Origin of the sequence: Allokutzneria oryzae (assembly GCF_042429765.1) — a bacterium.
Classification (GTDB): domain Bacteria; phylum Actinomycetota; class Actinomycetes; order Mycobacteriales; family Pseudonocardiaceae; genus Allokutzneria; species Allokutzneria oryzae.
Window position 1 is genome coordinate 64,372 of record NZ_JBHLZU010000006.1, and the last position, 5,491, is coordinate 69,862.

The 5,491-nt window shown below is 73.0% G+C and carries 4 protein-coding genes; 2 read left to right on the forward strand and 2 right to left on the reverse strand.

What is annotated here, in order from left to right; translation table 11 throughout:
- Positions 1-196: 196 nt before the first annotated feature.
- Positions 197-826: a UdgX family uracil-DNA binding protein gene (locus ACFFQA_RS07160; RefSeq protein WP_377850867.1), complete on the reverse strand. Its 630-nt coding sequence runs from the start codon at positions 824-826 to the stop codon at positions 197-199.
- A gap of 62 nt (positions 827-888) precedes the next feature.
- Positions 889-2,832, reverse strand: a complete 1,944-nt coding sequence (locus tag ACFFQA_RS07165; RefSeq protein WP_377850868.1) for an ABC1 kinase family protein — start codon at positions 2,830-2,832, stop codon at positions 889-891.
- Between the two features lie 157 nt (positions 2,833-2,989).
- Here ACFFQA_RS07165 and ACFFQA_RS07170 point away from each other — a divergent pair, with 157 nt between their 5' ends.
- Positions 2,990-4,780, forward strand: coding sequence for a peptidoglycan D,D-transpeptidase FtsI family protein (locus ACFFQA_RS07170; RefSeq protein WP_377850869.1), 1,791 nt, complete (start codon positions 2,990-2,992; stop codon positions 4,778-4,780).
- Between the two features lie 82 nt (positions 4,781-4,862).
- Positions 4,863-5,297 carry an alternative ribosome rescue aminoacyl-tRNA hydrolase ArfB gene (gene arfB, locus ACFFQA_RS07175; protein ID WP_377850870.1) on the forward strand — a complete coding sequence of 145 codons (435 nt, stop codon included), beginning with the start codon at positions 4,863-4,865 and terminating at the stop codon, positions 5,295-5,297.
- Positions 5,298-5,491 lie beyond the last annotated feature (194 nt).

The following is a 5,491-nucleotide window of genomic DNA, read 5'->3' on the forward strand; positions in this document are numbered from 1 at the left end:
TCACCTTGATGCGATTTGGGAGCGCTCTTTCGCGCATTAAGGTGGAAAAACGCGAAAACACCGACCACGCCAGCCAGCCAGCCAGCCAGCCAGTCCACGGGGGCACGGGGGCACGCGCGAACGGGGGCACAGGGCACGGGGGCACAGGGCACGGGGGCGCCGCCTCGGGGCATCGGGACGGCTTGCGGGACGGGCGCTAGTCGGCTTGCCGGAGCTGTGCCGCGGCCACGCGGAGATCGACGACGAGCGCGGCGTAGGCGGCGTCCCGGTCGGGAGCGCGCAGCACGGCTGACGGATGCCAGGTGGCGGTGACCCGGGCCGGGAAGTCTTGCGCCTCAAGGACTTCGCCTCGGTGCTGGGAGAGCCTGAAGTCGGATCCGAGCACGGACTGCGCGGCAGTCGCGCCGAGGCACACCACGAGCGCGGGCTCCACCGCGGCGATCTCAGCGGCCAGCCACGGACGGCACGCGAGGATCTCGGAGCGGGATGGCTTCTTGTGGATGCGGCGCTTGCCCCGGAGGTCGTACTTGAAGTGCTTCACCGCGTTGGTGACGTAGACGCGTTCGCGCTCGATCCCCGCGTCTTCGAGCGCACGGTCGAGTAGGCGGCCCGCCGGTCCCACGAACGGTTCGCCAGAACGGTCCTCCTGGTCCCCTGGCTGCTCGCCGACGAGGACCGCGTCGGCGTCGGCGGGTCCGTCACCGAACACCGTCTGGGTCGCGTCGCGGTACAGCTCGCAGCCGACGCAGGCCGCGGCCGCGGCTCTCAGCTCGGCGAGGTCCGTGGTGTCGGGCACCTGCTCTCGCGCGCCTCGGTGTGTGACCACTGTTCTCGCATTCCCCGTCGCCCGCCGCCGAAACCGCTTCGGCGAGCGGGCGGCGGGAGGGGTCAGCGGCGGAACATCAGAACCAGGACCCGCAGGACCAGCACGACGCTGATCAGGAGGAGGTTGTAGCCGAAGAGCGCGTAGAGGCTGACCGAGGTGGTGACCATGGGGCCGCCCGGTGTGCCCAGGAGGAGCACCGCCATGACCCCCGAGGTCGCGCCGAGCACCGTGAAGAGGACCTGGTGCAGCAGGGCCGTCACGTGGGAGCGGTCGCGTTCGTCAGCGAAGAGGCGGACGTTCACGGTGAGGCGGCCGTTCTCCACCGCTCCCGCGATGCGCTCCACGCGGCGGGGCAGGCGGCGCAGCATCGGCAGCACCGCAGCGACCTCCTGGGTCACCGTCTCCTTCAGCGATGTGGCCTCCAGCCGTTCGCCCACGTAGCCGCGCGCGAAGGTCCGAGCCTCAGCCACCAGGTCGAACCCCGGTGCGAGCTGGGCGAGCGCACCCTCCACAGTGGCCAGTGCGCGGAAGACCGCGGCCACCTCCGGCGGGATCGACAGCCGGTGGTCGGTGACGATCCGGAACAGGTCGGTGAACATCCGGACGCTGTGCACCGACCCGCCGCCGAGGTGGCGGGCCATGAACTGGCCGAGCGCGCGTTCGAGCCGCTGCTCGTCGATCTCGTCCGGGCGCGGGGCGATCTCCAGCAGGGCGTCGCCCGCCGCGAGCGGGTCGCCCCGGTCCATCGCCAGCAGCAGCCGCTGCAGTGCCGCCCGCAGTGCGGTGTCCAGGCGGCCGACCGAGCCGAAGTCGAGCAGTCCCAGCCTGCCGTCGGCGAGCAGCAGCACGTTGCCGGGGTGCGGGTCGGCGTGGAAGACGCCGTCGATCATGATCTGCCGGAGCAGGCAGTCCAGCAGGGTCCTGCCCAGCTCGCGCGGGTCCAGGCCGCGGGCGGTGATCTCCGCCGCCGCCGAGCCGAGCGGCACGCCGTCCAGCCGCCGCATCACCAGGACCCGCTCGCCGCACAACGGCTCGTGCGGGGCCGGGTAGGTGACCGCCCCGCCGCCGGAGCCCGCCGCGACAGCCGCCATGTTCGCGGCCTCGACGCGGAAGTCCAGCTCCTCGCGGACCGCGTCGGCGAAGCCCGCCGCCAGCTCGCGCAGGCCGAGCGAGCGGCCCCACCTGGTGCGCTGCTCCAGGGTCACCGCGAGCCGGTTGACGATGTCGACGTCGCGTTCGACCTCCGCCCGGATGCCCGGCCGCTGCACCTTGACCACGACCTCCTCGCCGGAGCGCAGCCGGGCCACGTGCACCTGGGCGATCGAGGCGGCCGCCAGCGGGGTGCGGTCGAAGGAGGCGAAGACCTCATCGACCGGCGCGCCCAGCTCCGCGGTGAGCACCGCGTCGACCTCGGCCCACTGCGCGGCGGGGACCTTGTCGCGCAGGCGGCTCAGCTCCGTGACGAACTCCTCCGGCAGCAGGTCGCGGCGGGTGGACAGGATCTGGCCGAGCTTGACGAAGGTGACCCCGCCGTCCTCCATCGCCTCGCGCAGCGACCGCGCCAGGCTCGTCCCGGTGCGGTCGGCGCGGTCCCGGCCCCGCAGGTAGGGGCCGAGGCCGTGCCGGATCGCGATCCGGGTGATCTGGGAGTACCTGCGCGCCCGGCGCAGGCGCCCGCCGAGCCCGCGCAGCCACTCCAGCGGTGTCGGCAGCGAGCCGGTCGGGACCAGCGCCTCCGCCAGCGCCAGGAACACCATGCCCGCGAGCACGGCGCAGCCGATGGCCAGGACCACGAACCACACGAAGTTGACCTGGTTGTCGCCAGGACCGACCGCTCCCGCCATGGCCTGCGCCAGCGGTGAGGCGACCACGTAGGCCAGCAGACCGGCGGCCAGCGTGCGCACCCGGCCGAACGCGGTGCCGAGCAGCCTGCGCACCGCCCCCGCGAACAGCAGCACCATGACGAACACCGCGACGCCGACGAAGACCTCGGCAAGCAGATCCATGCATCCCCCTGTCAACCGGGCGGGAAGTCTAGTTATCCCATGGTTTTCATCCGCGAATCACCCCAATGAGAAGCCGCCTGATCGGTACCGTGGATCTTGTGCGAGTGACCTCCCCCGGTTTCAGCTCACCCGTATCGCCGACTCAAGCCATCACCCGGTGAGGGGTACGCGGGCGCACCGGCCACGAATGGTGCTCGGCTGCCTGTTCCTCGTGGCGATGCTGCTGGTCGCGGGCGTGAAGCTGGTCCACGTCCAGGTCTTCCAGGCCCAGGCGCTCTCGGCCAAGGCGGAGCGGCAACGCGCGACGCCCCTGGACATCCCGGCGCAGCGGGGGTCCATCGTGGACCGGTCCGGGCGGCCGCTGGCGTTCAGCGTGGACTCGCGGGTGCTCTACGTCGTGCCGAGGCTGGTGCGGGCGAACTGGCAGAAGGCCAGGGACCGGCGGCCCGACCGCACGCCGGACTTCGAGACCCACACCGCCCAGATCGCCGACACGATCGCGCGCGCGGTTGGCGAGGGCGCCGACCGGGACCGGATGCTGGCGAAGCTGCGCGGGGACGCGCAGCGCGAGGAGCTGGCCGAGAACGTGGGCCCGGCCACCGCGTGGGAGATCACCAGCACCTACCCAGGCATCGGCTCGGAGTACCGGGCGGTTCGGGTCTACCCGAACGGCTCGCTCGCGGCGAACGTCATCGGCGCGACGACCTGGCGCAAGGACCAGAAACCGGGTGGCACCAGGGGGATCAGCGGACTGGAGAGCTCGCGCGACCAGGTGCTCTCCGGGCGCGCGGGGCGCCGGATCGTGGACACCGAGCAGGGCCGCGACGACGTGGTGATCCCCGGAACCGAGCGCGACCTCGAACCCGCGACGCCCGGGGCGAACCTGGAGCTGACGCTGGACATCGACGCCCAGTTCGTCGCGCAGCAGCTGGTCACCGAGCACTCCAGGCGGCTCGGCGCGCGGGACGCCGGCGTGATCGTGCTGGACGCGCGGACCGCCGAGGTGCTCGCGCTCGCCACCGACCGGACCTTCGACCCCACCAAGGCCGCCCGCCTCAGCGACGAGCAACGGGCCAACACCGCCGTGTCCGCGCCGTTCGAGCCGGGCGGGGCGGCCGCGCTGATCACCGCGGCCGGCGCGGTCGAGGACGGGGTCGTCGGGCGGGACGAGACGCTGACGATCCCGGACCGGCTGCGGGTCGACGACGTGGACGTGCGCGACCACTGGCCGCACGGGGCTCAGGAGTTCACCCTCGCCGGGGTGCTGGGGCGTTCCTCCGACGTCGGCACGGTGCAGGTCGCGCGCCGGGTCGGCGAGGACCGCTTCGCCAACCTGGTCCGCAGGTTCGGCATCGGCGAGCGCACCGAGCTCGGGCTGCCCGGCGAGAGCGCGGGTGAGCTGCCGCCGCCGGAGCACTGGTCGGCGTCGACCTTCGCGCGGCTGCCGGTGGGGCGGGACGTGGCGGTGACGCTGCCGCAGCTCGCCGGGATGTACCAGGCCATCGCCAACGACGGGATGCGCGTCCCGCCCCGGCTGGTGCGGGCGGAGACCTTGCCGCACTCGCCGCGCGTGGAGCTGCCGAGACCCGCTGGCGTCCGGGTGGTCAGCCCGCAGACGGCGGCCACGGTGCGCGGCCTGCTGCGGGCGGTGGTGCAGGACGCGCCGGGGCAGAAGGGGACCTCGCCCGCCGCGGCGCTGCCGGGCTACCAGGTCGCGGGCAAGTCCGGCTCCGCGCGGCAGCCGGACGGGCAGCGGGTGTGGAACTGCTTCGCCGGGATGTTCCCCGCGGAGTCCCCGCGCTTCGTGGTGGCCGCGATGATCGACGCACCGGAGACGGACGCGGCGGCGCGGCTGTTCCGGGAGCTCTCGGACTACCTCGCCCAGCGCTACCACGTGCCGATGGCGAGGGAGCCCGCCCCGGTGCAGCACCTCGTCGGCCCCCGCTGAGATCAATTTCACTTGGCACTGAAAGCACGGAGGGGTCCGATAAGCGGGTGTGCCACCCGGCGGCGTGGGGCATCCTTGAGGCATGGCAACCGACCTGACCGTCACGTCGACGCTGGTGATCCCCGGCGTCGAGCTGGCTGAACGGTTCTCCCGTTCGTCCGGCCCCGGCGGCCAGTCGGTCAACACCACCGACAGCCGCGTGGAGCTGTCCTTCGACGTGGCCCGCTCCTGCGCGTTCACCTCCGAACGGCAGCGCGAGCGCGCGCTCGACCGGCTCGGCGGGCGGCTGGTCGACGGCGTGCTCACGATCGCCGCGTCCGAGCAGCGCAGCCAGCTGCAGAACCGCCAGGCGGCGCGCGAGCGGCTGGTGGCGCTGCTGCGCGAGGCGATCGCCCCACCGCCGCCGCCCCGCCGCGCGACCAAGCCCAGCCGAGGGGCGCGGGAGCGCAGGCTCGCCGGGAAGCACCGCCGCTCCGACATCAAGAGCGGCCGGGGCCGAGTCCGCCACGACGACTGATCCGACCGCACCCCGACGCCGCGCGGCGGCATGCCCACGGAGTCACCGGCCTGGCGTTGCCTGACGTGGGCTGACGTGGCCTGACGTGGGCGGGGTTTTCGCGTTTTGTCACCTAATTGCGCAAAAGAGCGCTCCCAAATCGCATCAAGGTGACAAAACGCGAAAAGAGGGGCGCGCGGGTGGGGCGCCGGGGG

Excerpts from the sequence above, each read along its gene's own strand:
- arfB (WP_377850870.1), top strand. The coding sequence starts at position 4,863 with ATGGCAACCGACCTGACCGTCACGTCGACGCTGGTGATCCCCGGCGTC.
- ACFFQA_RS07165 (WP_377850868.1), bottom strand. The coding sequence starts at position 2,832 with ATGGATCTGCTTGCCGAGGTCTTCGTCGGCGTCGCGGTGTTCGTCATG.